Annotated in this window: 27 protein-coding genes; 12 read left to right on the top strand and 15 right to left on the bottom strand. The window is 64.7% G+C overall.

The annotated features are described in order from the left end of the window. Positions 1-239 precede the first annotated feature (239 nt). The 7 genes from AVCA_RS00685 to nifH form a co-directional block, all read right to left on the bottom strand. On the bottom strand, positions 240-974 hold the full coding sequence (locus AVCA_RS00685; RefSeq protein ID WP_012698837.1) for a 4Fe4S-binding leucine-rich repeat protein: 735 nt from the start codon (positions 972-974) through the stop codon (positions 240-242). Positions 975-981: 7 nt separating this feature from the next. After that, positions 982-1251 (bottom strand): DUF6129 family protein, encoded by a 270-nt coding sequence (locus tag AVCA_RS00680; RefSeq protein WP_012698836.1) that lies wholly within the window; start codon positions 1249-1251, stop codon positions 982-984. A gap of 23 nt (positions 1252-1274) precedes the next feature. After that, complete coding sequence (locus AVCA_RS00675) at positions 1275-2003, bottom strand: dinitrogenase iron-molybdenum cofactor biosynthesis protein (RefSeq protein WP_012698835.1); 729 nt, start codon at positions 2001-2003, stop codon at positions 1275-1277. Positions 2004-2007: 4 nt separating this feature from the next. Further along, positions 2008-2226 carry a putative nitrogen fixation protein NifT gene (nifT, locus tag AVCA_RS00670; RefSeq protein ID WP_012698834.1) on the bottom strand — a complete coding sequence of 73 codons (219 nt, stop codon included), beginning with the start codon at positions 2224-2226 and terminating at the stop codon, positions 2008-2010. A gap of 131 nt (positions 2227-2357) precedes the next feature. Continuing rightward, positions 2358-3929, bottom strand: coding sequence for a nitrogenase molybdenum-iron protein subunit beta (nifK, locus tag AVCA_RS00665; protein WP_012698833.1), 1572 nt, complete (start codon positions 3927-3929; stop codon positions 2358-2360). A 100-nt stretch (positions 3930-4029) separates the two neighbouring features. Beyond that, positions 4030-5508, bottom strand: coding sequence for a nitrogenase molybdenum-iron protein alpha chain (nifD, locus tag AVCA_RS00660; RefSeq protein WP_012698832.1), 1479 nt, complete (start codon positions 5506-5508; stop codon positions 4030-4032). 126 nt (positions 5509-5634) lie between these two features. Beyond that, on the bottom strand, positions 5635-6507 hold the full coding sequence (nifH, locus tag AVCA_RS00655) for a nitrogenase iron protein (RefSeq protein WP_012698831.1): 873 nt from the start codon (positions 6505-6507) through the stop codon (positions 5635-5637). Positions 6508-6960: 453 nt separating this feature from the next. Between nifH and AVCA_RS00650 the strand changes: the two genes are divergently transcribed. Further along, the gene (locus tag AVCA_RS00650) at positions 6961-7824 is read left to right on the top strand and encodes an SIR2 family protein (protein WP_012698830.1); all 864 of its coding nucleotides are present in this window, start codon (positions 6961-6963) and stop codon (positions 7822-7824) included. A gap of 33 nt (positions 7825-7857) precedes the next feature. After that, a complete protein-coding gene (locus AVCA_RS00645) occupies positions 7858-8421 on the top strand; it encodes a hypothetical protein (RefSeq protein ID WP_012698829.1) in 564 nt (187 codons plus the stop codon). Between the two features lie 122 nt (positions 8422-8543). On the opposite strand, the gene AVCA_RS00640 is transcribed toward AVCA_RS00645, so the two are convergent. Then, on the bottom strand, positions 8544-9281 hold the full coding sequence (locus AVCA_RS00640) for a helix-turn-helix domain-containing protein (protein ID WP_012698828.1): 738 nt from the start codon (positions 9279-9281) through the stop codon (positions 8544-8546). A 118-nt stretch (positions 9282-9399) separates the two neighbouring features. Here AVCA_RS00640 and aas point away from each other — a divergent pair, with 118 nt between their 5' ends. Genes aas through AVCA_RS00625 form a run of 3 tightly spaced genes read left to right on the top strand, consistent with a single transcriptional unit; the run spans position 9400 to position 13255 of the window. Further along, positions 9400-11532 carry a bifunctional acyl-ACP--phospholipid O-acyltransferase/long-chain-fatty-acid--ACP ligase gene (gene aas / locus AVCA_RS00635; protein WP_012698827.1) on the top strand — a complete coding sequence of 711 codons (2133 nt, stop codon included), beginning with the start codon at positions 9400-9402 and terminating at the stop codon, positions 11530-11532. Continuing rightward, complete coding sequence (locus tag AVCA_RS00630; protein WP_012698826.1) at positions 11529-12890, top strand: MFS transporter; 1362 nt, start codon at positions 11529-11531, stop codon at positions 12888-12890. Before aas ends, AVCA_RS00630 begins: the two co-directional genes overlap by 4 nt. Beyond that, positions 12887-13255: a cupin domain-containing protein gene (locus AVCA_RS00625; RefSeq protein WP_012698825.1), complete on the top strand. Its 369-nt coding sequence runs from the start codon at positions 12887-12889 to the stop codon at positions 13253-13255. The genes AVCA_RS00630 and AVCA_RS00625 overlap by 4 nt, the downstream gene beginning before the upstream one ends. Positions 13256-13691: 436 nt before the next feature. Here the strand turns inward: AVCA_RS00625 and AVCA_RS00620 are convergent, their stop codons facing one another. Continuing rightward, positions 13692-14096: a bacteriohemerythrin gene (locus AVCA_RS00620; protein ID WP_012698824.1), complete on the bottom strand. Its 405-nt coding sequence runs from the start codon at positions 14094-14096 to the stop codon at positions 13692-13694. 300 nt (positions 14097-14396) lie between these two features. Here AVCA_RS00620 and modA point away from each other — a divergent pair, with 300 nt between their 5' ends. The 5 genes from modA to AVCA_RS00600 all read left to right on the top strand — a co-directional run bounded on the left by modA (position 14397) and on the right by AVCA_RS00600 (position 18864). Further along, the gene (modA, locus tag AVCA_RS00615; protein WP_012698823.1) at positions 14397-15155 is read left to right on the top strand and encodes a molybdate ABC transporter substrate-binding protein; all 759 of its coding nucleotides are present in this window, start codon (positions 14397-14399) and stop codon (positions 15153-15155) included. Between the two features lie 60 nt (positions 15156-15215). After that, the gene (modB, locus tag AVCA_RS00610; protein WP_012698822.1) at positions 15216-15905 is read left to right on the top strand and encodes a molybdate ABC transporter permease subunit; all 690 of its coding nucleotides are present in this window, start codon (positions 15216-15218) and stop codon (positions 15903-15905) included. Positions 15906-15921: 16 nt separating this feature from the next. Further along, a complete protein-coding gene (modC, locus tag AVCA_RS00605) occupies positions 15922-17016 on the top strand; it encodes a molybdenum ABC transporter ATP-binding protein (RefSeq protein ID WP_012698821.1) in 1095 nt (364 codons plus the stop codon). A 217-nt stretch (positions 17017-17233) separates the two neighbouring features. Next, positions 17234-17452, top strand: a complete 219-nt coding sequence (locus AVCA_RS24125; RefSeq protein ID WP_012698820.1) for a hypothetical protein — start codon at positions 17234-17236, stop codon at positions 17450-17452. A gap of 89 nt (positions 17453-17541) precedes the next feature. Beyond that, positions 17542-18864 (top strand): OprD family porin, encoded by a 1323-nt coding sequence (locus tag AVCA_RS00600; RefSeq protein ID WP_012698819.1) that lies wholly within the window; start codon positions 17542-17544, stop codon positions 18862-18864. A 76-nt stretch (positions 18865-18940) separates the two neighbouring features. Here the strand turns inward: AVCA_RS00600 and AVCA_RS00595 are convergent, their stop codons facing one another. Then, positions 18941-19483 (bottom strand): DUF3299 domain-containing protein, encoded by a 543-nt coding sequence (locus AVCA_RS00595; protein ID WP_175555947.1) that lies wholly within the window; start codon positions 19481-19483, stop codon positions 18941-18943. Positions 19484-19674: 191 nt separating this feature from the next. On the opposite strand from AVCA_RS00595, the gene pbpG reads away from it, so the two are divergent. Continuing rightward, positions 19675-20631 (top strand): D-alanyl-D-alanine endopeptidase, encoded by a 957-nt coding sequence (gene pbpG, locus AVCA_RS00590; protein ID WP_012698817.1) that lies wholly within the window; start codon positions 19675-19677, stop codon positions 20629-20631. Here the strand turns inward: pbpG and AVCA_RS00585 are convergent. The 3 genes from AVCA_RS00585 to purE form a co-directional block, all read right to left on the bottom strand. Beyond that, entirely contained in the window at positions 20613-20858 is a 246-nt protein-coding gene (locus tag AVCA_RS00585) for a GlsB/YeaQ/YmgE family stress response membrane protein (RefSeq protein ID WP_012698816.1), read from the bottom strand. The genes pbpG and AVCA_RS00585 overlap by 19 nt on opposite strands. An 88-nt stretch (positions 20859-20946) precedes the next feature. Beyond that, the gene (locus tag AVCA_RS00580) at positions 20947-22032 is read right to left on the bottom strand and encodes a 5-(carboxyamino)imidazole ribonucleotide synthase (protein WP_012698815.1); all 1086 of its coding nucleotides are present in this window, start codon (positions 22030-22032) and stop codon (positions 20947-20949) included. Between the two features lie 19 nt (positions 22033-22051). Then, complete coding sequence (purE, locus tag AVCA_RS00575; protein WP_041807487.1) at positions 22052-22543, bottom strand: 5-(carboxyamino)imidazole ribonucleotide mutase; 492 nt, start codon at positions 22541-22543, stop codon at positions 22052-22054. A 216-nt stretch (positions 22544-22759) separates the two neighbouring features. Here purE and AVCA_RS00570 point away from each other — a divergent pair, with 216 nt between their 5' ends. Further along, the gene (locus tag AVCA_RS00570) at positions 22760-23779 is read left to right on the top strand and encodes an asparaginase (RefSeq protein ID WP_012698813.1); all 1020 of its coding nucleotides are present in this window, start codon (positions 22760-22762) and stop codon (positions 23777-23779) included. Here AVCA_RS00570 and AVCA_RS00565 read toward each other — a convergent pair. Together AVCA_RS00565 and AVCA_RS00560 are read right to left on the bottom strand one after the other, a co-directional pair. Continuing rightward, positions 23776-24171, bottom strand: a complete 396-nt coding sequence (locus AVCA_RS00565) for a PA0061/PA0062 family lipoprotein (protein WP_236616324.1) — start codon at positions 24169-24171, stop codon at positions 23776-23778. The genes AVCA_RS00570 and AVCA_RS00565 overlap by 4 nt on opposite strands. A gap of 53 nt (positions 24172-24224) precedes the next feature. Then, complete coding sequence (locus tag AVCA_RS00560; protein ID WP_012698811.1) at positions 24225-24644, bottom strand: PA0061/PA0062 family lipoprotein; 420 nt, start codon at positions 24642-24644, stop codon at positions 24225-24227. Positions 24645-24752 lie beyond the last annotated feature (108 nt).

Genomic DNA, 24752 nt, shown 5'->3' with positions numbered 1-24752 from the left:
TGATGCAGCATGTTGCAACGGATCATTGCAATGCCTGTACCAGAAGGCAAGCGCCTGATTTAAAAGGGTTTACCAAGGGGAGCCTTTGTCATAAACGCGCCTTCCTGTCAGGTTTGCAACAAGCAGGCGTCCGGCATCGGGCATTCACGTCAACGCTGGGCGAAAGGTGACAAGGGTACGAAGGGCAATGCGGGGGGCGGGGCGGCCGGCGAAACCGTTCCGCCCGTCAGACGCGGGGATCAGGCGATGCCGAGCCGCCCGGCGATCGCCAGGCGGACCTCGGGATCGGGCTCGTCGAGTTCACGCAGCGCCTCCAGCGACGCATGCTCCACGGCGGCCAGGCGTACCGTCCAATCCGGGTCGTGCAACAGCTCCAGCAAATCGTCGCCGCGCAGGCGCGAGGCGACGATGCGCCGGACTTCGGGCTCCGGGTCCTGGGTCATGAGACCCAGGCTTTCCTCGGGCAGGCGCTTGGCCACCAGCTTGCGCACCTGGCGGTCCTCGTCGCGCATGAAACGGAACAGGCGCCCCGGAGGGATACGCTGGACTACATAGGCGCGCACCAGATAATCCCTGTCGGCGGCCATCTGCTCCAGTTGCTCAAGCGGCAGGCGATCGGCCACGGTGATGCGCACCTCGCGGTCCTCGTCGAACATCAGCGCACTCAACTGCTCGCGGGGCAGCCGGTAGGCGACGGCCCGACGCACCACCTCGTCGCTGTCGCGAATCAACGGGGTCAGCGCCTCCACCGGCGAATAGCGCACGGCGATGGCGCGGCGCTCCCAGAAGGGATCGGCCAGGTACTGCACGGCCAAGTGCGGGTTATTGCGGAAGAAACGGTCGATCTGCCGTCCGCTCTCCACCGCCACGCAGGCGTCGCCCGGCGTACAGCGGCCGGTCAGCAGCAGGCTCATGCGGAAGCTGCAGACCCGGCAATCGCCGATGGGGGTGATGTCGCCTCGATCGTCGGCCATGCGTACCTCAATCCTCAATGATTTCCGCCAGGACAATGCCGGAAGCGGAGTCCAGATCGTTGGTCAGCACCGAGCAGTGGTCGCAGGAGTTGACCAGATAGACGTTGAAGCCCGGACGCTCGACGACCGGCTTGGCGTTGACCACGACGTCGTCGTCCATGCAGCAGGTGAAGTGCACCCCCGGATGGGCGCTGCGCAGGCTGGCGAGTAGGCTTTCGCCCAGCACTCCCTGTTCGGCCTGGCGAACGACATCGTCGAGAAGTGTTTGGCTGATCATGGCTGTGTCCTCATCCGGAGCGGTTACTGGGTGAAACGTATGCGCTGGTCTGGCTCGGCACCCATGGCCTTGGCCAGCCAGGGGGGCGGCGCGGTGGCCAGCACCCGCTGCAGCTCCTCGACGATCTCGCGGGCCGGCCTGGCCCGGGCCAGGCGCACGGGATGGACCCCGGCACGCACCACCTTGGCCGCCGCCGGGCCACCGATGCTCAGGGTGTAGAGCAACTGGCAGTCGGCGAGCAATTCTGCCCGACGCGCATGACGGTCTTCGTCCTCGCGGCAGGGGCCGGGTTCGCGTAGATCGATCAGGCGGCTCTCGCGGGGCGAGATCTGGTAGATGAGAAAGCGTGTACAGTTGCTGAAGATGCCGTCCAGGCGCTCGCCGTTGTCGGAAGCGCAGGCGATGCGCACCGAGTCCTGGAATTCACCGTTGCGATAGGGCTCCGGGATCGGCAGGGGATCTTCCGGCATGCGCACGCCACGGCCTTTGAGCAGACCGAGCGCGCTGTGCAGCTGGCGATCGGTCAGGGTCGACTGCACACCCTCTCCGCACGTTTCGAGCAGGCGGGTACGCAGGCGGGAAGCACGCAATTTGCGTAGACGCGCTTCCGTGATGGGTTCTCCAACGGCGGCAATCAGGGCGCGCAGCAGGTGGGCGGTATCCACCCCCTTGAGCGAGCGTGCCGCCAGAGCGATGCGCAGGGCCAGATGGGCCGGCAGGGGGGCCTGGCCGAATGGCGGTTGCGCAGTCATGGAATCAGGCCTCGCCGGCTCGCTTGGCGCGCACGGTGATCGGCAGCTTGGGTTGCGGTATCGGCTCGATGAAATAGGTCGAACCGTCGCCGAGGGTGACTTCGCCACCCCAGAGTTCGGGGCTGTCATGCTCCAGGGACACCACGATCTCTTCCTGGTCTTTCTTGGCGATATAGAAGGTCAGTTGGCCTTCGTCGTTGCGGCGAATCATGACGCTGGGCATGGGCTTGCTCCTTAGACGGGTTTGGCGGTTGCCGCAGATCGCGGGCAAAAGGCCCGACCACCTGCGGCCGCCGCCAAGGAAGAGCCGGAGCGGCTTGCGCCGCTCCGGCCGATACCACTTGAACCGACGACTTAGCGTACCAGGTCGTGGTTGTAGTCGGTGGCCTGCATACCGCGGGTTTCCTCGTCCAGACGTTCCAGGATCGAGTTCACCAGGGTGGTCAGGATCTGCATGGCGCCCTCGTAACCCAGGGTGGTGGAGCGATGCAGGTGATGACGGTCGAAGATCGGGAAGCCGATACGGATCAGCGGAACCTCGAACTCCTTGCCCTTGTGCAGGGTGTCGCGCTGGATGAACTTACCGTAGCTGTTGCCGATCATGAAGTCCGGCTTGTCGGTGAAGACCAGCGAACGCAGGTGCCACAGGTCCTTGCCGATGTAGACGGTAGCATTCTTGCCGTAGGGCGAAGCGGCGAGGATGGCGTCGACCGCCTTCTTCCAACGCTTGTTGCCGTTGTGGCAGAGAATGTGTACCGGCTCGCAACCCAGTTCCAGCAGGAACTTGACCAGGCCCATCACGAAGTCCGGATCACCCCACAGGGCGAAACGCTTGCCGTGCAGCCAGGTGTGGGAGTCGGTCATCATGTCGACCAGACGGCCACGCTCCTTGGTCAGGCTCGCCGGAATCGGCTGGCCGCTGATTTCGCTGACTTTCATCAGGAACTCGTCGGTCCAGTCCAGGCCCATCGGGATGTTCAGCTTCGGTACTTCGTGCTTCCAGGTACCCTCGACGAACTTCTTGGTCTTCTCCAGGTGCCACGGCTGCAGCAGGACGGTGTTGAGGGCGTTCGGAGCGTCCTTCATCTCTTCCTGAGTGGTGCCGCCCGCGTACATGCGGAACTGGCCGTCAGCCGGGGTGTCCAGCACTTCTTCCGGATCGGAGAGCAGGCTGTAGCCCACGCCCATTTCCGAAAGCATGCGCTTGATCACGCGGAAGTTGCCCAGGTAGGTCTCGAAGCCGGGGACGATGTTGATCTTCTTGTTGCTGCCAACCACCTTGTCGTCCATGGACTTCAGGGTGAAGTAGCGAGCAATGCCTTCGAACATGTTGTCCCAGCCGGTCACGTGGCTGCCCACGAAGCTCGGGGTATGGGCGAACGGCACCGGGAACTCGTCAGGAATGAAACCTTCCTTCTTCGAGTTGTTGATGAAGGCGTTGAGGTCGTCACCGATGACCTCGGCCATGCAGGTGGTGGACACTGCGATCATGTCGGGCTTGTAGGTAGCCTTACAGTTCTGCAGACCGTCCTTCATGTTCTGCTGGCCGCCGAACACTGCCGCGTCTTCGGTCATGGAGTCGGAAACGCAGGAAACCGGCTCGCGGAAATGACGGTTGAAGTAGGAGCGGAAGTAGGCGACGCAACCCTGGGAACCGTGCACGTAGGGCATGGTCTTCTCGAAACCGAGGGCGCAGAGAACGGCGCCCAGCGGCTGGCAAGCCTTGGCCGGGTTGACGGTCAGGGCTTCGCGCTGGAAGTTCAGCTCCTGGTATTCCTTGGTGGTGGTCCACTGGAATACTTCGTCGATCTTGTCCTGCGGATACTTTTCCTCGAAGCCGTCGCGCTTCTTGGCAAGCATGTCCTTGTAGTCCTGATCGAGGAACAGCGGGTAGCTGGCTTTGATTTTATCGACTTGCTGGCTCATGACTCTCTCCTACGCCTCACTCATCTGTGAACGGCGTTAGCGGATGTCGGCCGCGGGCGGAAACCGCCCGCAGCGGACGTTGCGTACGATTGCTCTGCTATCAGGCGCTGGCGGCGACTTTCTCGGCGCCTTCGGAAGCTTCCCAGGGAGCCTGCAGTTTCTTCCAGCACGGATTGTTCAGGGTCATGTCCATGTCACGGGCGAAGATGGCGAAGCCATCGAAGCCGTGGTAGGGGCCGGAATAATCCCAGGAGTGCATTTGACGGAAGGGGATGCCCATCTTCTGGAAGATGAACTTCTCCTTGATACCGGAGCCGATCAGGTCGGGCTTGATGCGCTTGACGAATTCTTCGAATTCGTAGCCGGTCACGTCATCGTACAGCAGGGTGGAGTCACCCATTTCTTTCATGGTGCGGTCATAGTCGTCGTTGTGGGCGAACTCGTAGCCGGTACCCACCACTTCCATGCCCAGGTCTTCGTAGGCGCCGATCACGTGGCGCGGACGCAGGCCACCGATGTAGAGCATGACGCGCTTGCCTTCCAGGCGCGGACGGTACTTGGCGACCACCGCTTCCCACTCGGGCTTGTACTTGGCGATGACCTCTTCGCACTTCTTCTGGATGCTCTCGTCGAACTTGGCGGCGATGGCACGCAGCGACTCGATGGTCTTGGTCGGGCCGAAGAAGTTGTACTCCATCCATGGGATACCGTACTTCTCTTCCATGTGACGGGAGATGTAGTTCATCGAGCGGTAGCAGTGAACCAGGTTCAGCTTGACCTTCGGGGTCAGCTCGATTTCGGAGATGGAGCCGTCGCCGGACCACTGGGCTACGCAACGCAGGCCCATTTCTTCCAGCAGGATGCGGGAAGACCAGGCGTCGCCGCCGATGTTGTAGTCGCCGATGATGGCCACATCGTAAGGAGTGCTGGCGAAGGTGGTGTCTTCGTCACGCTTGCCCAGGACCCAGTCGCGGACTGCGTCGTTGGCGATGTGGTGGCCCAGGGACTGGGAAACGCCGCGGAAGCCTTCGCAACGGACCGGTACGATGGTCTTGCTGAGCTCGGCGCCCTTGACCTTGGACACGGATTCGATGTCGTCGCCGATCAGGCCGATCGGGCACTCGGACTGGACGGAGATACCCTTGTTCAGCGGGAACAGGGTTTCCACTTCGTCGATCAGTTTGGCGAGCTTCTTGTCGCCACCGAACACGATGTCCTTCTCCTGGAAGTCCGAGGTGAAGTTCATGGTGACGAAGGCGTTCACACCGGTGGTACCGATGTAGTAGTTACGACGGCCGGCGCGCGAATACTGGCCGCAGCCTACCGGACCGTGGGAGATGTGGATCATGTCCTTGATGGGGCCCCAGACCACGCCTTTGGAACCGGCGTAGGCGCAGCCGCGGATGGTCATCAGACCGGGCTGGGACTTCTTGTTGGAGATGATGCACTTCTTGGACTGGGTAACCGCCGGGTCGTTGACGGCCAGGTGCTTGTTACGATCCTTGCGAGCCTTCTCGGGATAAACTTCCAGAACTTCCTGGATGAGGGATTCAACCTCTTCGCGCGACATACCGGTCATGGGTATGACTCCTCTTGCCTTAGCGTTCATATGCGGGTAACGGGTGGGGCGCCCGCCCCATGCGGGGGGCGCCACCCCGACAGAGCCAATCTGCCCTGTCCCGTCCTTCTGAAACCGGAGCGGCTATCAGACTTCTTCGGCGGTTTTGCCGACGATGGATTCGTCTTCGACTTCCATGATGCCGAATTCCATCAGCAGCTCTTCGAGCTCGTCCATGGTGATCGGGTTCGGGATGACCAGCAGTTTGTTGTCGACGACCTTGCGGGCCAGAGCGCGGTATTCGTCGGCTTGCTTGGCTTTCGGATCGTATTCGATCACGGTCATGCGGCGGATTTCGGCGCGCTGCACGACGTTGTCACGCGGCACGAAGTGGATCATCTGGGTGCCCAGCTTGTTGGCCAGAGCGATGATCAGCTCGTCTTCGCGGTCGGTGTTACGGCTGTTGCAGATCAGGCCGCCCAGACGCACGCTGCCGGAGTTGGCATACTTCACGATGCCCTTGGAGATGTTGTTGGCGGCGTACATGGCCATCATCTCACCGGAGCAGACGATGTAGATTTCCTGGGCCTTGTTCTCGCGGATCGGCATGGCGAAGCCGCCACACACCACGTCGCCCAGCACGTCGTAGAATACGAAGTCCAGATCGTCTTCGTAGGCGCCTTCCTCTTCCAGGAAGTTGATGGCGGTGATAACACCACGGCCGGCGCAGCCAACGCCCGGCTCCGGACCACCGGACTCAACGCACTTGACGCCGCCGTAGCCAGCCTTCAGCACGTCTTCCAGCTCCAGATCTTCCACGGTACCGGCTTCGGCAGCCATTTCCATGATGGTGTTCTGGGCCTTGGAGTGCAGGATCAGGCGGGTGGAGTCAGCTTTCGGGTCACAACCAACGATCATGACCTTCTTGCCCATCTCAGCCAGGGCTGCCACCAGGTTCTGAGTAGTGGTGGACTTACCGATACCACCTTTGCCGTAGATGGCGCATTGACGCATAGCCATAGTTAATTTCCTCAGGTTGCATTTCCACTTGAACGTTCGGCCGTAAGCCCGAACAACTCCGCGCACCAAAGGTAATGCAGCGTCTGTGCCAGCACCCGCAACACATAAATAAACCATTGATTTTAAATGATTAATTATCCATCGACGGGAGCTGCAGGGCGGTCTGATACACAACAATCCCCCTACAATCCCCCTACTCCGACTGTTGTAATTGCTACAACCGAACAATGGCCCGACATCCCCATCGAGCGTCCACCATCCTGGTCCGGCCCCCTGTGACAAAACTGACAATTGTCGTGAAGCCACGCCCCATCCTGGCCCACGGATACGACAAGCCATTCCGAAATCACCAATGATTTCTTTTAAATTCAATTAGTTAAACAACGAAATCCTTTCGGCACACTTATTGCAATAGGTTGTCGATTCTTGCCCTTCCCTCAGCAGGAGAGTTCAGTGACCGACAGCTTATTAAAGGAAATCCTCGCCCAGCTCGGCTCGGGCGACATCGTTCCCTATCTGGGCCCGGGCGTCCTGCGCGGAGTCGTCGATCGCGACACGGGCAAGCCGATTCCCGCCGACAGCGACAGCCTGATTCTCGCCATGACCGGCGGTCGGCCGATGTCGCCGCGTCTCATGTACGAGTTCCCGCGTGCGGCCATGCACGTGGAGAACAAGAAAGGCCGCAGCTTCATCGAACGCTTCCTGACCCAGACCTACGGTGGCGACAACTGGAGCGCATCTCCGGTCCACCAGTGGCTGGCCGGACTCGACCTGCCCTACGTCATCGACAGCAACCGCGACACCCAGCTGCAGCGTTGCTACATCGACGCCGGGCGCCGGCACACCCTGGTGGTCGGCGCCGCGCGCCTCGCCGCGACGCCCTATCGCTTCGACCTCTACCACTTCGAGGACGGCAAGTACCGCAAGGTCGCGCTGGAAGAGGTCGATAGCGCCCTGCCGGTACTGTTCAAACCGCTCGGCACGCCGCTGCCCAAGCCGGGCTACGTGGCCTCGGATGCCGACTTCGTCGACTACATCACCGAGCTGATGGGCGGCTTCGCCATTCCCGACTGGGTCAAGCTGCTGCGCAAGAACAAGCGATACCTGTTCCTGGGCCTGCGCTTCAACCGCGACACCGAACGCATGGTGATGAGCGACATGATCTACGATGCCGCCGAACCGGCCGGCTGGGTCCTGATCGATCAGCCGAGCGACAAAGAACGCAAGGTCTGCGAGCGCAAGAACCTGCAACTGATCGAGGCCGACTGGAGCAGTCTCCTCGCCCTCGCCAACCCCAGCGCCACCGAAGTGGCCTGACCTCTCTTTCTTCACCTAGACGAGAAGCCAACCATGCTGTTGAAAAGCTACGAAGACCAATCCCTGCTGTGCAACCTCAGCGTCAAGGGCCCGACCACCCAGGCCGGCATCGAGGCCTTCCGTGGCGACCTGGTCATCGTCGAAGGCGACATCGCCGACGACGCCGGCCGCCGCCTGCCGCCGAAAGCCGTGCTCAAGCAAGCCGCCCTGCTGTTCAAGAACGACAAGCTGATCATGGTCTCCGGTGGCCTGGTGCAACTGGCCGACCTGCAAGCCTTCTTCGAGAAGTACAAGGGCGACCTGGCCAGCGATGCCAACCTGATCTTCTACGTCGAGAACCTGACCAAGCCGCTCATCAGCGAATACGAAGGCTTCAAGGTCACCCTCCAGGCACACGAAGAAGGCGCTGTCTGGAACGTCATGATGGAAGACCTGCGCCTGGACAAGGAAGACTTCAAGGGCCAGAGCCCCGAAGACAAGGTCATCACCATGGCCGAAGGCCTGGCCGACTTCAAACCGAAGTACGACACCGTTTCCTTCGCCGATGCCCAGACCTTCACCGCCGATATCAAGCGCGAGCACCGCGGTCCGGTTTAATCGGTCGTCCCCTTTCCTTTTGGCAAGGATGCATCACTAGGCCCTGTTCGCCACTCCCCCTTCCCGCAGGGGGAGTTTTCTTTTCGGGCACCGCCTTTTTCCACTGGCTGCCCTCCTCCCCTTCAAGCCGTACGCCGCAGCCGGGTGAAGGCTCCCAGTTCCCACTCGCGCAGCGCCAGCAGCATTCCCGTGCCATGCCGCTTCGTCAGGGGCGCGGCCAGACTTTCCTCGTGCAGTTCGGCGAAGCGCCGGCGCAGCGTGCGAATCTCCGCCTGCAGCTTGGCCAGCGCCGACTCGGTGAGCATGCCGTGGGAAAAGGCCATGACCTCGTCCGTGCCGGCGAAGTCACTGCCGAGGAAATCCACCAGGCCCTGACGGCGGAAGAAGTTGCGGATCGGTCCGCCGGGCAACCAGTCGAAGTCCCGCGCGACATTCAGGCGAACACGGTTGCCCGGCAACAGATCGAGCAGGCGCAGGCGGTCCAGCCGGGCAAGACGCTGGATGCACTCCGCCTCGCTGAGGCGGTAGGTGTGGAGGATCTCGTCCATCGTCCAGTGGTTCAGCACGCAGACCGCCACCAGCAGCAGTTTCTCGTCGGAAACCAGCTCGCGCTCCTGGCCCTCGCCCAGGGTATGCAGGCGTGTCCCGCTCAGCGCCGCTTCCTGGGCCAGTTCGGCGAGGCTGAAGCCGAGCAGGTGGCTGATCTCGAGCAGCCGGTCGAGACTGAAACGTCGGCTTGCGAACATACGCTTGACGCTCGCCTCGGACAGCCCGAGGCGCGTGCCCAGTTCGCGATAGGTGATGCCCTGGGCTTTCAGGCGCTGCTTGAGGGTACTTACCAGGCGGTCGAGTTCGCTCATCGGACAAAAGTATCGTTTTCAGCTACTTGATCGGTAATTCTGCACGACTTTTTCCGACAAAGTTTCGATTTATTCCATGAGCCGCCATGCTGACGGCTCCTCATACCAGGGATCGATCATGCTCAAGCCCCTTCTGCGCCTGCTCCTCAGGCTCCTGTTCCGTGTCGAGATCCAGGGTGACCGCAATGTCTTCGGCGATCCGCGCACCCTGATCGTCGCCAACCACGAATCCTTCCTCGACGGCCTGTTGCTCGGCGTGTTCTTGCCGGTGGATGCACTGTTCGTGGTGCACACCCAGATCGCCAGCCGGCCGCTGTTCCGTTTCCTGCTGCGCTTCGTGCCGCACCTCACGGTCGACTCGGCCAGCCCGCTGGCGATCAAGCAGATCGTCAGGCTGGTGGAAAGCGGACAACCGGTGGCGATCTTCCCGGAAGGGCGGATCACCCGTACCGGCTCGCTGATGAAGGTCTACGACGGCGCCGCCCTGGTCGCCGCCAGGACCGGCGCCAGCGTGGTGCCGGTGCGCATCGACGGCGCCGCGCAGAGCTACTTCGGTCGCCTGGCCGGGGTGTTCCCGCGTCGGGCGCTGCCCAAGGTGCGCATCGCGATCCGCCCGCCGCAACGCATTGCCATGCCCGATCGGCCTTCGGCCCGGCTGCGCCGGCGCCGTGCCGGCGAGCTGCTGCGCCACATCCTGCTCGACATGCTGGTCGCCACCCGTCCGCAGCGCACTCTGTACCAAGCCTTCCTTGACGCCAGGGCGACCTTCGGCACCCACTACCGGCTGGTGGAGGACATCCGTCTGCAGGAGGAGTCCTACGGTTCGCTACTGAAGATGGCGCTGGCCATCGCCCGCCTGACCTCGCGCCTGAGCGTGCCGGGCGAAACGGTCGGGGTGCTCGCTCCCAACGCCGCACCGACCCTCGGTTTGCTACTCGGTTTGTCGCTCGGCCGGCGCATTCCCGCCCTGCTCAACTACACCGCCGGCGCCGAGGGGCTGCGCGCCGCCTGCCAGGCCGCCGAGATCCGGACCATCGTCGCCTCGCGGACCTTCGTCGAGAAGGCGCACCTGGGTCCGCTGCTCGCCGCCGTACCGGGCGTCCGCATCCATTACCTGGAGGATCTCAAGGCCGGCTTCGGCCTCGCCGACCGCCTGTGGGTACTCCGGCACCTGCTCTTCCCGCGCCACGCCGAACAGCCGCAGACGCCCGAGGATGCCGCCGTGGTGCTGTTCACCTCGGGCTCGGAGGGCAAGCCCAAGGGCGTGGTCCACTCCCACGCCTCGCTGCTGGCCAACGTCGCGCAGATCCGTGCGGTGGCCGACTTCACCCCGCAGGACAAGTTCATGATGGCCCTGCCGCTGTTCCACGCCTTCGGCCTGACCTGCGGCGCGCTGCTGCCGCTGGTCTCCGGCTGCCAAGTGTTCCTCTACCCCAACCCTCTGCACTACCGGGTCATCCCCGAGCTGGTCTACGACCGCAACTGCACCGTGCTGTTCGGCACTTCGACCTTCCTCGGCAACTACGCCAAGTTCGCCCACCCCTACGACTTCGGCCGCCTGCGCTATGTGATCGCCGGCGCCGAACGGCTGGCCGAGCATGTGCGCGAGCAGTGGCTCGACAAGTTCGGCATCCGCATCCTCGAGGGCTACGGGGTCACCGAATGCGCTCCGGTGGTGGCGGTCAACGTACCGATGGCCTGCCGCAACGGCAGCGTCGGCCAGTTGCTGCCCGGCCTCGACTACGAACTGGAGCCGGTGCCGGGTATTGCCGACGGCGGCGCCCTGCACCTGAAAGGGCCCAACCTGCTCAAGGGCTATCTGCTGTCCGAGCGGCCCGGAGTCATCCAGCCGCCGCCCGCGATCCGTTCTGGCTGGTATGCCACCGGCGACATCGCCAGCGTCGACGCCGACGGCTTCCTGTACATCCGCGGCCGCCTCAAGCGCTTCGCCAAGATCGCCGGCGAGATGGTTTCGCTGGAGGCGGTGGAAAGCCTGGCCGCGAACGCCGCCCCGGATTTCGTCCACGCCGCCGCGACACGCGACGACACCGCCCGTGGCGAAGCACTGGTACTCTTCACCACCGCCCCGGCGCTCGGCCGCGACCATCTGCTCGCCGCCGCCCGGGCGCTCGGCCTGCCGGAACTGGCAGTGCCGCGAACGATCCGCCGGGTCGACGCGTTGCCCCAGCTCGGCACCGGCAAGACCGACTACCAGAGCCTCAAGCGCATGGCCGAGGAGATCCCCGCATGAGTTCGACCCTTTCCCTGCTCAGGGCCCGCCGCTTCGGCCCGCTGTTCGTCACCCAGTTCCTCGGTGCCTTCAACGACAACCTGTTCAAGAACGCCCTGGTGGTTCTGCTGACCTACCAGACCGCACAGTGGACCAGCCTGTCCCCCGGCCTGCTGGCCAACCTGGCGGCGGGCCTGTTCATCCTGCCGTTCTTCCTGTTTTCGGCGAGCGCCGGGCAACTGGCCGACAAATACGACAAGGCCCTGCTGGCGCGCTGGACCAAGCTGCTGGAGATCCTCATCGTACTGCTGATCGGTGCCGGCTTCTGGCTGCACAGCCTGGCGGTCCTGCTGGCCGGCCTGTTCCTCCTCGGCCTGCAATCGACTCTGTTCGGCCCGGTGAAGTACGCCATTCTGCCGCAACATCTGGGCGAGACCGAACTGGTCGGCGGCAATGCATTGATCGAGGCCGGCACCTTCGTCGCCATCCTGGTCGGCACCCTGTCCGGCGCCCTGCTCGCCGGTATCGAAGGCGGCGCCCCGTGGATCACCGCCGGCTGTCTGCTGGTCGCCGTGGCCGGCTATCTCGGCAGCCTGCGCATCCCCGTGGCGGCTCCGCCGGAACCCGGCCTGCGCCTCAATCCCAATCCGTTCGGCGAAACCCGGCGCAGCATCGGTTTCGCCCGCGAAGACCGCAGCGTGTTTCTGGCGATCCTCGGCATCTCCTGGTTCTGGCTGTACGGTGCGCTGCTGCTCGCGCAGTTCCCGGCCTACACCAAGGACGTGCTCGGCGCCGGGGAAGGTGGCGTGACCCTCCTGCTCACCGTCTTCACCCTGGGCATCGGCGGCGGCTCGCTGCTCTGCAAGCGCCTGTCGGGACAGCAGGTGGAAATCGGCCTGGTGCCGCTGGGCGCCCTCGGCCTCAGCCTGTTCGGGCTCGACCTGGCCTTCGCTTCCCCGGTCGCGGCAGCGGGCGGCCCGCTCGGCCTTGCCGCGCTGCTGGCGGCGCCGGGCACCCTGCACGTGCTCGCCGACCTGTTCGCCCTCGGCCTGTTCGGCGGGCTGTTCATCGTCCCGCTGTACACCCTGATGCAGTTGCGCTCGGCCCCCGCGCAGCGGGCGCGGATCGTCGCCGCCAACAACATCCTCAACGCCCTGTTCATGGTGCTGGGCGCCCTCGCCGCAGCTCTGCTGCTCGCGGCTGGGCTGTCCATCCCCGCGCTGTTCGGCGTCGCCGCGCTGGCCAACGCCCTGGTGATGCTCTACATCTTCCGCCTGCAGCCGGACTTCCTGCACCGCTGCGCCATCTGGCTGTCGAGCCTCGGCGGACTGCTCAAGCGCGACGCACCGGCAGCGGACGAAGCGGAGAAGCGGCCATGAAAGCGCGCATCGTGCGGCCCGATCCCGCCACGGCCTTCCCGACCGCGGAGCGCTGCCGCATCCTCGAACTGTGGAACGGCGCCGACGACCCGGCGCTGTCCATCGCTCTGGCCACGGTGGCGCCGGGCGAAACCACTCAGTCGCACCGCCTGCGCGGAGTGGAGGAGCGCTACCTGATCCTCCACGGCCAAGGCCTCGTCAGCCTCGGCGACGAAGCCCCGGAACCCGTGGGGCCGGGCGATCTGGTCCTCATCCCGGCAGGCATGGCGCAGCGGATCGCCAATATCGGTAACGGCGAACTGGCCTTCTATTGCATCTGCACGCCGCGCTTCACGCCCGAGAGTTACGAAATGCTGGAAAATTGAGCCCACGCGTGACAGCGATATCCCTGGCAAGAAGCTCCGCCCACGCTCATCCGTCTTTCCCTGAAACGTGCGGTGGCCCGGTGGACTCTTCCTCGGATCGCCTGTTTCACGTGGAACAACCCTTCATTACTTGCGCCTTTCGAGAATCGTCAAGTTTGCTCCGGCCGAAACCAGGCGATATTTCCGCCACGCTCTGGCAAACGATGGAGAGCTGGAAACCAGTGGACCGACAATCGCCACCAGCGGTCCACGATCCCGAGCTCGAGCGGGACCCGATCGCGGCCCGTCGGGATGAATGCTCGGGCGAGCGGTCCAGCCGGACGTTGCAGGCGGTGCCGGTTTCGTCGTGCGCCAAGATGTCGGCATCCGCTCATCGTCCACGGGCCCCTGCAATCGAAGCCTCAAAAAGCAAGAACCCCAGGGAAAGCACGGCACCTCAAGCCTGCTGCCGGAGATAGACCACCAGGGCGCTGTCCATGGTCTTGGCGTGCAGGTCGAACCAGGCGGGCAGGCTGTCGTTCAGCCAGGCGCGGGCCATCTGCGCGCGGCCGGCCACGGCGCGTTGGCAGAAGCGGTCCATGTCGCCGAGGATGCGCTGGTGGTTGGCGCGGTGCTCGCCGAAGGCGGGATAGCCGGAGGCCTGCATCTTCGCCTCTTCGTCGGCGAAGTGGCGGCTGGTGTGCTCGAACAGCGCCTTGAAGGCTCCAGCGAACTCCGGCCCCCCGGCGTTCGCAGCGGCCAGGCAGAGTTCGAGGAATTCGCGATGGGTGTGGTCGATCGTCTCGTCGCCCAGGGCGTAGCTGTCCTGAAAGCGTTCCAGCATCTCTTGGGGGGTCGGCATGGCGGATGGTCCTTCTTGTGGGGAGCGCACGAAGGATACGGCAAGGCCGCAACCGGCGCACGGCGGTCGCGGCGCCGCAAAACAGGCCCGCCACGCTCCGTGATGGCAGGAGGACACTTGCGTACATTCGCCGTTCGGAACGGAACGTTTTCCCCTGGTAGCGTTGGGTCGCAATCCGGTTTTTTTTGACGCTCAGGTACCGAAGTCCGTTTCCGTACTCCGGCGTACAGCCTGTAGCCATGGCACGGAGCTTGCGCTTGGACCTTTCAGGTTCAATCAATCTCCCAAGGAAACAGGAACATGAAAAGACTGCTGGCATGCCTGGCGATCGCCCTCGCTCTACCCTTCACGGCCCAGGCCAACGAACTCAAGGTCGTCACGGCGACCAACTTCCTCGGCACCTTGCAGCAACTGGCCGGCGAGTTCGAGAAGGAGACCGGGCACAGCATCACCATCAGTTCCGGCTCTTCCGGCCCCGTCTATGCGCAGATCGTCAACGGCGCCCCCTACGACGTGTTCTTCTCGGCCGACCAGAAGAGCCCGGAAAAGCTCGACAATGAAGGCTTCGCGCTGCCCGGCTCGCGCTTCACCTACGCCATCGGCAAGCTGGTGCTGTGGTCGGCCAAGCCCGGGCTGGTGGACGATCAGGGCAAGGTGCTGGCCGGTAACGGCTGGCGCCACATCGCCATATCCAACCCGGAAATCGCCCCCTACGGCCTGGCCGGCACCCAGGTACTGACCCACCTGGGCCTGCTCGACAAGCTGACCGCCGAAAAGCGCATCGTGAAGGCCAACAGCGTCGGCCAGGCGCACAGCCAGACCGCCTCCGGCGCCGCCGACCTGGGCTTCGTCGCCTTGGCGCAGATCATCCAGAAGGACGGCAGCATCCCCGGCTCCCACTGGTTCCCGCCGGCCGACTATTACGAACCCATCGTGCAGCAGGCAGTCATCGTCAAGTCCACCCGCGAAAAGGCGCTCGCCGAGCAGTTCATGAGCTGGATGAAAGGGCCGCGTGCTGTGGCGATCATCAAGGCCGCCGGCTATTCGCTGCCCGAATGATCCCCGGTCCTGCCGGCTCTCCCGCGAGGAGAGCCGTGCCGAATCCCTGCGAGGTTTCCCATGCTCGGACTCAGTGACGCCGACCTCACGGCTTTCGCCATCACCCTGAAACTGGCCGCCATCAGCACCCTGCTGTTGCTGGTGCTGAGCGCGCCCCTGGCCTGGTGGCTGGCTCACACGCATCGGCGCAGCAAGGTGCTGGTCGAGGCGCTGGTCGCCATGCCGCTGGTCATGCCGCCGACGGTCATGGGCTTCTACCTGCTGATGCTGTTCGGCCCGCGAGGCTGGATCGGCGGCTTCCTGGAATCCATCGGTCTGCCCCATCTGGCCTTCACCTTCACCGGGCTGGTGGTGGGCTCCATGTTCTTCTCGCTGCCCTTCGTCGTGCAGCCGCTGCAGAACGCCTTCGCCGCCACGGGCCTGCGCGTGCTGGAAGTCGCCAACACGCTGCGGGCATCGCCGCTGGACCGCTTCTGCAGCGTCATCCTGCCGCTGTCGCGGCGCGGCCTGGTGACGGCCGGCGTGTTGTCCTTCGCCCATACCCTGGGCGAGTTCGGAATGATCCTGCTGATTGGCGGCAACATTCCCGGCGCGACCCAGGTGGCCTCCATCGCCATCTACGATCACGTGGAAACCATGGATTACGACGCCGCTCACGGCCTGTCCCTGGTACTGGTGTGTTCTTCCTTTCTGCTGTTGCTGGTGGTGTTCGCCCTCAACCGACGCTTCAAGGTGGTCGGTGCGGTATGAGGTGCCGCCGACCGGACTGCCGCATGAAACAGGACAATCCCGTATGACCCTGCAACTCGATTTCTCCGTCAGACGCCGAGGCTTCAGCCTGGATGCCCGACTGGAACTGCCCGGCAAGGGCGTGACCGCCCTGTTCGGCCGCTCCGGCTCCGGCAAGACCACTCTGTTGCGCTGCATCGCCGGCCTGCACCGGGAGCGCCACGGCCGGCTGGTTTTCCGTGGAGAAACCTGGCAGGACGCCGAACGCTTCGTACCCACCTACCAGCGGCCGCTGGGCTACGTCTTCCAGGAGGCCAGCCTGTTTCCGCACCTGCGCGTGCTGCAGAACTTGGAATACGGCTTCCGCCGCGTCCCCCCCGGGCAGCGCCGCATCGGCCTGGCGGACGTGATTTCGCTGCTCAAGCTGGAGGACCTGCTGGAGCGTTATCCGGAGCAGATTTCCGGGGGACAGCGCCAGCGCGTCGCCCTGGGCCGGGCCTTGCTGACCAGCCCGCGCCTGCTGCTGATGGACGAACCCCTGGCCTCCCTGGATGCCGCCAGCAAGGAAGAGATCCTGCCCTTTCTGGAAAGCCTGCGCGACCGGCTGGACCTGCCGATCCTCTATGTCAGCCACTCCATCGAGGAAGTCATGCGCCTGGCCGACCACCTGGTCCTGCTGGAAAACGGCAGCGTCATCGCCCAGGGCCAACTGCAGGCATTGCTCACCGCCCGGGAGTTGCCCTTCGTCCGCACGGAAAACTCCTCCACCGTGCTCGATGCGCGCGTGGCCTGCCTGGACGCGGGCGACGGCCTGACCGAGCTGGAAGTGGAGGGACAGCCGCTGCTGATCACCAGGCAACCGGTATCCGCCGGGCGGATCGTCCGGGTCAGGATCATGGCGCGGGACGTGGGCCTGGCGCTGGAGCCGCCGACGGCCACCAGCTTTCTGAACTGCCTGAAGGTGACGCTGCTCGACTGCCAGCCGGGCCTGGTGCCCAGCCAGTTGCTGGTGCGCTTGCGCATCGGCGGACAGGTACTGCTGTCGCGGGTGTCCCGACGCTCCGCCGAGCACCTGGCCTTGCATCCGGGGCAATCCCTGCACGCCCTAGTGAAAGGTGTGGCGCTGAGCTGAAGGCTCCCGACCGGGACCGATATCCAGGCGCATGGCCACTGGCCGTCTTTTTGTCGCGCTGTATACAAAGCAACATAAATCAGGTGGAAAACCCTACATTCCGTAGGCGAAACGCCTCGAAAAAAACCAATAAGTTATTGTTTTTAATGTATTTTCAAGCCTTTTATCAAGTTGGTTCTTTTTTTGCAAAAAGTTTCTTGGAGTTATTCAAAGGCAATTGAAAACAGACGAGCCGCAGGTACCGGAAAAGCCGCTGGCGGTCCAACAGCGGCCATCGGTATCGCCAGCTCAATCGGAATCCGAATTCAGGAAGATATTCAATGCATTTTGCGCGCCGCTTCTCATTTCGCTGAAGCCGCAAGGCCTGATGCAAATCAACGAAGCGATTGATTTGCATCAGGGTGCCTCGGCCCCCGATTTTCAAACCGATCCATAAATGGCATTTTTCGCCGCCCCGAGCGTCGGGCTTCCGGACGAGGCCAGCCTATGGATAACCCGCACAACTCAACAGGAGAAAAGACATACATGAATAAGTCCACTCTGACCCTGGCCGTGACGGCAGCCATTCTGGGTCAGACTCTGTCGCAACAAGCGGTCGCTGCGGGCTTCATCGAAGACAGCAAAGCTACATTGAGCTTCAGGAACTTCTACGTTAACCAGGACATCCGCAACCAGGACGCGTCCCGTTCCGAGGAGTGGGGCCAGGCCTTCTTCCTCGACTACAAGTCCGGCTTCACCCAGGGCCCGGTCGGCTTCGGCCTCGACGTGCTGGCCATGCACGCCATCCGCCTCGACGGCGGCGGCCGCTCCGGCAAGGCGGACATCGAACGCACCCCGGGCGGCATGTTCCCGCTGGAAAGCAACGGCAAGGGCAAGACCGACTTCGGCCGCGTCGGCGTGACCGGCAAACTGCGCTTCTCCAAGACCGAGGCGCGCCTCGGCACCCTGCTGCCGAAGATGCCGGTGCTGACCTACAACGACGGCCGCCTGCTGCCACAGATGTTCCATGGCGCGCAGATCACTACCAACGAGATCAAGGACCTGACCCTGACCGCGGGCAAGATCGAGCACTCCACCGAACGGAACTCCAGCGACAGTTACGGCCTGTCGATCTCCGGCGCCAACAGCGGCAGCAAGGCGCAGTTCAGCAACGAGTTCTACTTCGCCGGCGCCGACTACAAGGCCACCAAGGACCTCCTGCTGCAGTACTACTACGGCAACCTGCGCGACTTCTACAAACAGCACTTCTTCGGCCTGGTGCACGACTGGAAGCTGCCGGTCGGCGCGCTGAAGACCGACCTGCGCTACTTCTACAGCGACTCCGACGGCAAGAACGAGAGCGCTTCCGGACGTGCCGAGGGCTATGTCAGCAGCGGTGCCAATGGCAGCAGCGGCGAGGTCGACAACAACCTGTGGAGTGCGATGTTCACCTACAGCCTGGCCGGTCACGCGCTGAGCGCCGGCTACCAGAAGGTCACCGGCAACAGCGACTTCCCGCATATCTTCCTGGGTAACGGACGCACTCTGTACCTGATCACCGACTCGCAGATGGGCAAGTTCGCCAGCGCTGGCGAGAACTCCTGGGTAGCCAAATATGCCTACGACTTCGCGCAGATCGGCGTGCCGGGCCTGAAGGCCAGCCTGGCCTATGTCAGCGGCGACGACATCGACGCCGCCGGCAGCGACACCAAGGAATGGGAACGCGACTTCCGCGTGGACTACACCATACAGTCGGGCATCCTCAAGGGCGTCAGTTTCATGTGGCGCAACGCTGCGCTGCGCGGCAACGATACCCGCGACCAGGACGAGAACCGCCTGATGGTCAGCTACAGCCTGCCACTGTTCTGAGTAACCGTTCCCCATCGAGACCGCAGGGACGCAGTTTCACCCAGGGCGAGCCGGAGCGTACCGTTCCGGCTCGCCCCTACAGCCCCTCCTCCTCGACCACTTCGACCCCGCTCGCATCGATGGCATAGGCGGCGTCCGCCAGATCGTTGCTGATCTTCTCCACCCGCAGTCTGCCGTCCACCCACAACGGAAGCGAAATGTCGTCCACGCGAAAGCCCTTCGGATAGCGAACCAGGACGATCTGATTCGGCGGTGGCGGCGGCAGATGGATGCAGGCGCCGGGATAGGGCACCAGGAAAAAGGTGGTGCTGCGCCCCTCGCCGTCGTTCTCCAGCGGCACCGGATAGCCTCCCAGGCGGATCTCCCTGCCGTCCAGCGCCGGGACCGTCTTCGCCGAATACATCACGGCCGGCAGGCTTCGCGACTTCTGCTTGAGACCGCCCCTGGCGGTGAAGTCGCCATCGGTTTCCGGCGTGTCGTGGACGATGTCCGGCATGTCCTCCAAGGCCTGGCGATCGGCTTCAGGCATCAGTTCCAGCCAGTCCAGCTCCGGCGGTTCGGCATGCGACAGGGAACTGGCGAGAAGCAGGACGGGGAGAAGGAACGATGGTCGGCGCATGGAATCGAACCGGCGGCTGGAAAAGGAAGGAAATGCGGACGGCATGATGTCATCGACCGGAGCGCCGATAAAGAGCAGCATAGAGGGGACTGACGGCAAACCATGGGCATTTCCGCCTGCCAGCAGCGGGCAGCAGCAGCATCTGGTTATACCGCATAAAATTCAGCAGCAACCCACCGCGAGTCATGCGCATGAAAACCCACCCCTCCTTCCTGGCACTCCTGCTGGCCTGCGCATGCGTCGTCGTCATGCCCGGCGTCCAGGCCGTCGACAAGGTCCCGCCGGTCCGCACGCCCCCACCGCTGGAACTGGCCTCCGCCAGCGCCCTGGTGATCGACCTGAACACCGGCCGGGAATTGTTCGCCAACCACCCGGACGTGATCGTGCCGATCGCCTCGATCAGCAAGCTGATGACCGCCATGGTGACCCTGGACGCCCGCCAGCCGCTCGACGAGGCGATCCCGGTGCGGATCCACGACACCCGCGAACTGCGCGGCGTCTACTCGCGGGTGCGGGTCAACAGCCTCATCAGCCGCCGGGAGATGCTGCGCCTGGCCCTGATGTCCTCGGAGAACCGCGCGGCGGCGAGCCTGGCGCACAACTACCCGGGCGGCCACGCGCGCTTCGTCGCGGCGATGAACGCCAAGGCCCGCGCCCTGAGCATGCACAGCACCCGCTTCGTCGAACCGACCGGCCTGTCGGAGCGCAACGTCTCCACCGCCCGCGATCTGGCGAAGCTGCTCAGAGCCGCGCGGCAATACCCGCTGATCCGCGAACTGAGCACCACGCCGAGCCATAGCGCGTACTTCCAGCAGCCGCGCTACGTGCAGAACTTCAACAACACCAACCCGCTGGTGCGCAACCCCGACTGGCGCATCGAGGTCACCAAGACCGGTTTCATCGACGAGGCGGGCCACTGCCTGGCCCTGCTCGCGGTGATCCAGAACCGTCCCGTGGCCATGGTGCTGCTGAACACCCTCGGCAAGCACTCCCACGTCGGCGACGCCAACCGCGTACGGCAGTGGCTGGAAACCGGCAAGAGCACGCCGGTCCCCCTGATGGCCCTGCGCCACAAGCAGCGGAAGCAGTTGGAATGGCGCAGGACCCAGGCCGCCGCCACGGCCACCGCTCAGGATTTGCGCAGGTAGCCGTAGATCACCAGCAGGACAATGGCGCCGATCACCGCGCCGATGAAGCCGGCGGCTTCGCCGGCGCGGTAGATGCCCAGCACCTGGCCGCCGTAGGTGGCCACGAGCGAACCGCCGATGCCGAGCAGGATGGTCATGATCCAGCCCATGGGCTGGTCGCCCGGTTTGAGGAAACGTGCGACCACGCCGATCAACAGGCCGATGAGAATGGTGCCGAGGATGCCCATCACAGAGCCCTCCCTGAAGTCCTTGACCCCCTCAGCCTAGTCGCGCTCCAGCATACCTGCCATCCGGGCAAGGGCGCGCGGGCGCGCTTCAGTTCCCGGCGATCAGCGCCTCGACTTCCCGGATGCGCGCCTCGAGAGTCGGCAGGTCCTTGCTGCGCAGAGTGGCGTGGCCGACCTTGCGCCCGGCCTTGAAGGCCTTGCCGTAGTGATGCGGGTGGCAGTCGGCAACGGCCGCCAGCCTGTCCAGCGGCGGCACCTGGCCGATGAAGTTGAGCATGGCGCTCTCGCCCACCTTGGCGGTGGAGCCCAGCGGCAGGCCGGCCACCGCGCGCAGATGGTTCTCGAACTGGCCGCACTCGGCGCCTTCGATGGTCCAGTGCCCGGAGTTGTGCACCCTGGGGGCGATCTCGTTGGCCTTGAGGCCGCCGTCGACCTCGAAGAACTCGAAGGCCAGCACGCCGACGTAGTCCAGCTTCTCGAGCACCCGGCCGACATAGTCCTCGGCCAGCGCCTGCAGCGGGTGCCCGCTGCTGGCCACCGACAGGCGCAGGATGCCGCTCTCGTGAGTGTTGTGCACCAGCGGGTAGAAGCGCGTCTCGCCGTCGCGGCCGCGCACGGCGATCAGCGACACCTCGCCGCTGAAGGGCACGAAGCCTTCGAGAATGCAGGGCACGCTGCCCAGCTCGGCGAAGGCGCCAGCGACGTCCGCAGGCTGGCGCAGGACCTTCTGGCCCTTGCCGTCGTAGCCCAGGGTGCGGGTCTTGAGCACCGCCGGCAGGCCGATCTCGGCCACGGCGGCGTCGAGATCGACCTGCGAGTGGATGTTGGCGAATTCCGGGGTGGGAATGCCGAGACTCCTGAACAGGCTCTTCTCGAACCAGCGGTCGCGGGCGATGCGCAGGGACTCGGCGGAGGGATAGACGGGAACGAACTGGGAGAGGAAGGCCACGGTCTCGGCCGGCACGCTCTCGAATTCGAAGGTGACCAGATCAACCTCGTCGGCCAGTTGGCGCAGATGGTCCTGATCGCCGTAATCGGCGCGGATGTGCTCGCCGAGCGCGGCCGCGCAGGCATCCGGCGCCGGGTCGAGGAAGGCGAAGTCCATGCCCAGCGGAGTGCCCGCCAGGGCCAGCATGCGGCCCAGTTGGCCGCCACCGATCACGCCGATCTTCATCTTGTCGGAACTCCCTTTCTCAGGCTTCGCGCGGGTCCGGATTGTCGAGCACGCTACGGGTCTGCTCCTCGCGGAAACGCTTGAGCGCTTCGAGGAGCCGCGGGTGCCTGGCGCCGAGAATGCTGGCGGCGAGCAGCGCGGCATTGATCGCGCCGGCCCGGCCGATGGCCAGGGTGGCGACCGGCACGCCGGCCGGCATCTGCACGATGGAGAGCAGCGAGTCGACCCCGGAGAGCATCGACGACTGCACCGGCACGCCGAGCACCGGCAGGTGAGTCTTGGCCGCGCACATGCCCGGCAGGTGGGCGGCGCCGCCGGCGCCGGCGATGATCACCTCGATGCCGCGGGACGCGGCCTGGTCGGCGTACTGGAAGAGCAGATCCGGCGTGCGGTGGGCGGAAACCACCCTGACTTCGTTGGGGATGCCCAGCTTGTCCAGCATCTCCACGCTGTGACAGAGGGTGCTCCAGTCCGACTTGGACCCCATGATCACGCCTACCAGTGCGCTCATCTTCATGCCTCTCGTTGGCGCCCGCAGGCGCATCAAAAAACAACAAGCCACGCTGGCAGGGCGTGGCTTGGCGGGGTGGCGAACCTCTCCGGATATGAGAGAGGATCGCATTATCAAGCGGCGGAGTATAACCCAAAGCCGGACGCGGAAGTGCAGGCGCACGCACCTCCCGTCCGGGTTATCATGAACATTCCCTGTCCTCGCCGAGACCAGACCATGGCCGCGATCGACCAACTCATGGTCCTCTACAGCGGCGGCACCATCGGCATGCAGGCCGGCCCCCGGGGCCTGGTGCCGGCCGCCGGTTTCGACGCGCGCCTGCGCGAACGACTGATCGCCGAACCGCAGCGCCGCATGCCGCCCTGGCGCTACCGGGAGCTGAGCCCGCCGATCGACAGCGCCAACATGCACCAGGGCCACTGGCTGACCCTGCGCGACGCCATCGTCGCCGCGGTCGAGAAAGACGGCTGCAACGCCGTACTGCTGCTGCACGGCACTGACACCCTGGCCTACAGCGCCGCGGCGCTGAGCTTCCTGCTGCTCGGCCTGGGCGTGCCGGTGGTGCTAACCGGCGCCATGCTGCCGGCGAGCGTCCCGGGCAGCGACGCCTGGGACAACCTGTTCGGCGCCGTGGACGCCCTCGCCCAGGGCCTGGTCCCCGGCGTGCACCTCTACTTCGGCGGCCGCCTGCTGCACGGCGCACGGGCCAGCAAGCTGGGCAGCGCGACCTTCGAGGCCTTCGCCGAACTGCCACGCCGACGTCATGGCAGTCGCACCGCCACGCTGCCCGCCGGACTCGACTATCACACCTTGCGCCAGCCGGTGAACCTCGCCGTGCTGCCGCTGTTCCCCGGCCTGCGGGCGACGCAACTGCGCGCCCTGCTCGACAGCGGCGTACAGGGCCTGGTACTGGAGTGCTACGGCAGCGGCACCGGCCCGTCGGACGACGCCGAACTGCTCGAGGCGCTGCGCGAGGCCCGCCGGCGCGGCACCGTGCTGCTCGGCATCAGCCAGTGCCCGCACGGCCATGTGGCGTTCGACACCTATGCCGCCGGCGACGCCCTGCGCGAGGCCGGGCTGATCGGCGGCGACGGCATGACCCGCGAGGCGGCGCTCGGCAAGCTGTTCGCCCTGCTCGGTGCCGGCCTGCCGGCGGAGGAGGCGGAATACTGGCTGGCGCAGGATCTGTGCGGTGAGTGCGCCGACTCCTCGCCCGCAGGCGCCGACAGGCCCTAATACAGCCCGCAGCCCAGCACCTCGACCTCGGCCAGCTCCCGCCCGGCGCTGTCGTAGAGCACGGCGTAGACTTGGGTGGACATGTTCCAGGCCTCCAGCCGGTAGCGCTGCCCGGCGGTGAAGTCCGGATAGCGCAGGCGCAACCAGCAACTGGTGGCCAGCGGATTGCGGCCCATCGGATTGCCCTGGTAGTAGTAGCGGTACGTCGCCTCCAGCTCATGGGCACCGGGGGCGACCTGGAAATAACGACCGTCGCGCAGCCGCTGGCCATCCTGCCAGTCCGCCATCAGCAGGCTGGTCACTTCGCGGGCCTGCAGCTCGACCCAGGCCATCCGCGGGTCCGGTTCGGGCACCGGAGCGGCGCAGCCGGCCAGCAGCAGGGGTAACGTCAACCAGGGAAATCGTCCACGCATGGGCAGCCTCGCACGAAGAAACGGGCGAGGCGTCAGGCTCCGCTGTTACAGCCGCTCTCCTGACCGGTCGCCAGCATCCGGCGCTGGTCGTCATAGAGCCTGGCCCAGGGACGGAAACCGACGTCGCCGACCTCCAGACTATACCGCTGACCGGGGGCGAACTCCTTGTAGTTCAGGCGGATCAGGCAATTGCGTTCGTGGGGGGCCCGGTTCGGGCCGATGTTGCTGCTCGCCACCTCGAAACGGTAGCGCATGCCCAGCTCATGGGCGCCGGGGCTGACCTGGAAGAAGCGGTGGTCGTCCAGCGTCTTTCGATCCACCTCGGCGGCGCGCAACGAATGGGGTACGCGGGGATTCAGCTCGACCCAGGCCTGGCCGGGATCGTGCCGCGGCAGCAGCAGGTTACAGCCACCAAGGGTCAACAGACAGGGAAGCAGGATGAGGACACGCATGACGGAGCTCCGGGGTATGGTGGTCATGGAACCGGTGGCGCTGGAAAAACCGGGCCGGCTTCCACCACATCGAAGCGCGGGATTGTCCGTCCGCTGCCTGTACACTCC

The organism is Azotobacter vinelandii CA (assembly GCF_000380335.1).
Taxonomy (GTDB): domain Bacteria; phylum Pseudomonadota; class Gammaproteobacteria; order Pseudomonadales; family Pseudomonadaceae; genus Azotobacter; species Azotobacter vinelandii.
Note: the sequence above shows the minus strand (reverse complement) of the source record. Positions and strands in the feature narration are given on the sequence as shown.

Coding starts and splice junctions, on each gene's coding strand:
- AVCA_RS00580 (WP_012698815.1), bottom strand. CDS start 22,032: ATGAAGATCGGCGTGATCGGTGGCGGCCAACTGGGCCGCATGCTGGCC.
- AVCA_RS00675 (WP_012698835.1), bottom strand. CDS start 2,003: ATGACTGCGCAACCGCCATTCGGCCAGGCCCCCCTGCCGGCCCATCTG.
- AVCA_RS00560 (WP_012698811.1), bottom strand. CDS start 24,644: ATGCGTGTCCTCATCCTGCTTCCCTGTCTGTTGACCCTTGGTGGCTGT.
- modA (WP_012698823.1), top strand. CDS start 14,397: ATGAAAAGACTGCTGGCATGCCTGGCGATCGCCCTCGCTCTACCCTTC.
- modB (WP_012698822.1), top strand. CDS start 15,216: ATGCTCGGACTCAGTGACGCCGACCTCACGGCTTTCGCCATCACCCTG.
- purE (WP_041807487.1), bottom strand. CDS start 22,543: ATGAGCGCACTGGTAGGCGTGATCATGGGGTCCAAGTCGGACTGGAGC.
- AVCA_RS00645 (WP_012698829.1), top strand. CDS start 7,858: ATGCTGTTGAAAAGCTACGAAGACCAATCCCTGCTGTGCAACCTCAGC.
- nifH (WP_012698831.1), bottom strand. CDS start 6,507: ATGGCTATGCGTCAATGCGCCATCTACGGCAAAGGTGGTATCGGTAAG.
- nifD (WP_012698832.1), bottom strand. CDS start 5,508: ATGACCGGTATGTCGCGCGAAGAGGTTGAATCCCTCATCCAGGAAGTT.
- AVCA_RS00640 (WP_012698828.1), bottom strand. CDS start 9,281: ATGAGCGAACTCGACCGCCTGGTAAGTACCCTCAAGCAGCGCCTGAAA.
- pbpG (WP_012698817.1), top strand. CDS start 19,675: ATGAAAACCCACCCCTCCTTCCTGGCACTCCTGCTGGCCTGCGCATGC.
- nifT (WP_012698834.1), bottom strand. CDS start 2,226: ATGCCCAGCGTCATGATTCGCCGCAACGACGAAGGCCAACTGACCTTC.
- aas (WP_012698827.1), top strand. CDS start 9,400: ATGCTCAAGCCCCTTCTGCGCCTGCTCCTCAGGCTCCTGTTCCGTGTC.
- AVCA_RS00570 (WP_012698813.1), top strand. CDS start 22,760: ATGGCCGCGATCGACCAACTCATGGTCCTCTACAGCGGCGGCACCATC.
- AVCA_RS00620 (WP_012698824.1), bottom strand. CDS start 14,096: ATGCCGACCCCCCAAGAGATGCTGGAACGCTTTCAGGACAGCTACGCC.
- AVCA_RS00595 (WP_175555947.1), bottom strand. CDS start 19,483: ATGCGCCGACCATCGTTCCTTCTCCCCGTCCTGCTTCTCGCCAGTTCC.
- AVCA_RS00600 (WP_012698819.1), top strand. CDS start 17,542: ATGAATAAGTCCACTCTGACCCTGGCCGTGACGGCAGCCATTCTGGGT.
- AVCA_RS00680 (WP_012698836.1), bottom strand. CDS start 1,251: ATGATCAGCCAAACACTTCTCGACGATGTCGTTCGCCAGGCCGAACAG.
- nifK (WP_012698833.1), bottom strand. CDS start 3,929: ATGAGCCAGCAAGTCGATAAAATCAAAGCCAGCTACCCGCTGTTCCTC.
- AVCA_RS00630 (WP_012698826.1), top strand. CDS start 11,529: ATGAGTTCGACCCTTTCCCTGCTCAGGGCCCGCCGCTTCGGCCCGCTG.
- AVCA_RS00685 (WP_012698837.1), bottom strand. CDS start 974: ATGGCCGACGATCGAGGCGACATCACCCCCATCGGCGATTGCCGGGTC.
- AVCA_RS00625 (WP_012698825.1), top strand. CDS start 12,887: ATGAAAGCGCGCATCGTGCGGCCCGATCCCGCCACGGCCTTCCCGACC.
- AVCA_RS00585 (WP_012698816.1), bottom strand. CDS start 20,858: ATGGGCATCCTCGGCACCATTCTCATCGGCCTGTTGATCGGCGTGGTC.